At 69.6% G+C, this 1,373-nt stretch carries 2 protein-coding genes; one reads left to right on the forward strand and one right to left on the reverse strand.

Features of this window, described 5'->3' with window-relative positions; genetic code table 11:
* On the forward strand, positions 1-452 hold a 452-nt coding region (locus AC1D15_RS32370; protein WP_477829286.1), incomplete at its 5' end, for a response regulator.
* Here AC1D15_RS32370 and AC1D15_RS32375 read toward each other — a convergent pair.
* Entirely contained in the window at positions 409-1,203 is a 795-nt protein-coding gene (locus AC1D15_RS32375; protein ID WP_477829287.1) for a Crp/Fnr family transcriptional regulator, read from the reverse strand. The genes AC1D15_RS32370 and AC1D15_RS32375 overlap by 44 nt on opposite strands.
* Between the last annotated feature and the right edge of the window lie 170 nt (positions 1,204-1,373).

Raw genomic sequence — 1,373 nt, forward strand, 5'->3', positions numbered from 1 at the left:
ACCTGGTCGACCGCACCGAGGCGCGCGGCGGTGCGACGGCGGCACTGCCGCCGGGGCTGCGGGTGATGGTGGTCGAGGACGACCCGGAGGTGCTGGCGGTGTGCCGCAACTTCCTGCTCGCGCTGAAGTGCGAGGTGACGGTCCATTCGAGTGCCGAGCCGGCGCTGGCCGCGCTGGAACGCACGCAGCCGATCGACCTGCTGCTCAGCGACGTGATCCTCGGGGCCGGCATGCGCGGCACCGAACTCGCACGGCGCGCGAAGGCCTTGCGGCCGGCGCTGGCGGTGCTGCTGATGTCCGGCTATTCGTCGGAGGCGATGGTGGGCGACGGCAGCATCGGGCTGCCGTGGGAGCTCTTGCGCAAGCCCTATTCGCGCGAGGAGCTGTCCGACGCGATYGTGCGGGCGATCACTGCAGCACCCGCGACGCTGGCGTCATCGCCGCCTGGATGAACGAGGCGAGTGCCTCGGTGCTGGCGATGCACAGGTCGCGCCGGCCCTTCTCGGTGAAGCGGATCACGTTGCTGCGCGCCATGCGCGACAGCGCGCGGCTGACGCTCTCGAGCGTCATGCCCAGGTAGTTGCCGATCTCGGCGCGCGTCATGCGCAGCGTGATCTGGTCGGCGCGCAGGCCGCGCTGCGACAGAGACTCGGCCCAGTAGCGCAGGAAGTCGGCCACCCGCGCATCGGCCGGCAGCGTCCCCAGCGACAGCAGCGAATCGCGGTCGCGCGAGATCTCGCGGCTCATCGCGGCATGCAGCAGGCCGAGCAGCGCCGGCTGGCGGGCGGCGGCGAGCAGCAGCGTGTCGTAGCGGATGGCCCAGACCTCGCCGGTGTCCATCGCGATCGCATCGCAGCCGTACTGGCCGTGGGCGATGCCGTCGAAGCCCATCCAGTCGCCCTTGAAGTGCAGCCCGACGACCTGTTCGCGCCCGTCGGCCGCGACGTTCAGCGTCTTGAAGAAGCCGGAGTTGATGATGTACAGGCACTGGAAGCCCTGGCCGCCCTGGAACACCGTGTCGCCGGCATGCACGATGCGGCGTTGCAGCTCGAYGGATCCGGCCAGCAGCTTCAGCGAGTCGTTGACCCGGGCGCACACCGTGTCGGCGTCGGGCCGGGCCGGGCCGCGCGCTGCCGCAGCAGCAGAATGCATCGGCATCGGCGGGCGGACGGCGGATTCGGTGTGCATCGTGGCGGTCTGCATGGCGGGCTCCTGTGGGTGTTGTGGTATGGACAAGAGCTTAGGAACCGCGTGTCAATGTCGCGCGAATGCGCCGGATCGCTGMGTAACAGCGAGTGAACGGTTGGTGTCCGGCATGTATCAGCCGCGCCGACCTGGGGTCTCATCACCGATGAGCGCGCAATGGCTTGACG

This window comes from Rhizobacter sp. P2_H2 (assembly GCF_056403375.1).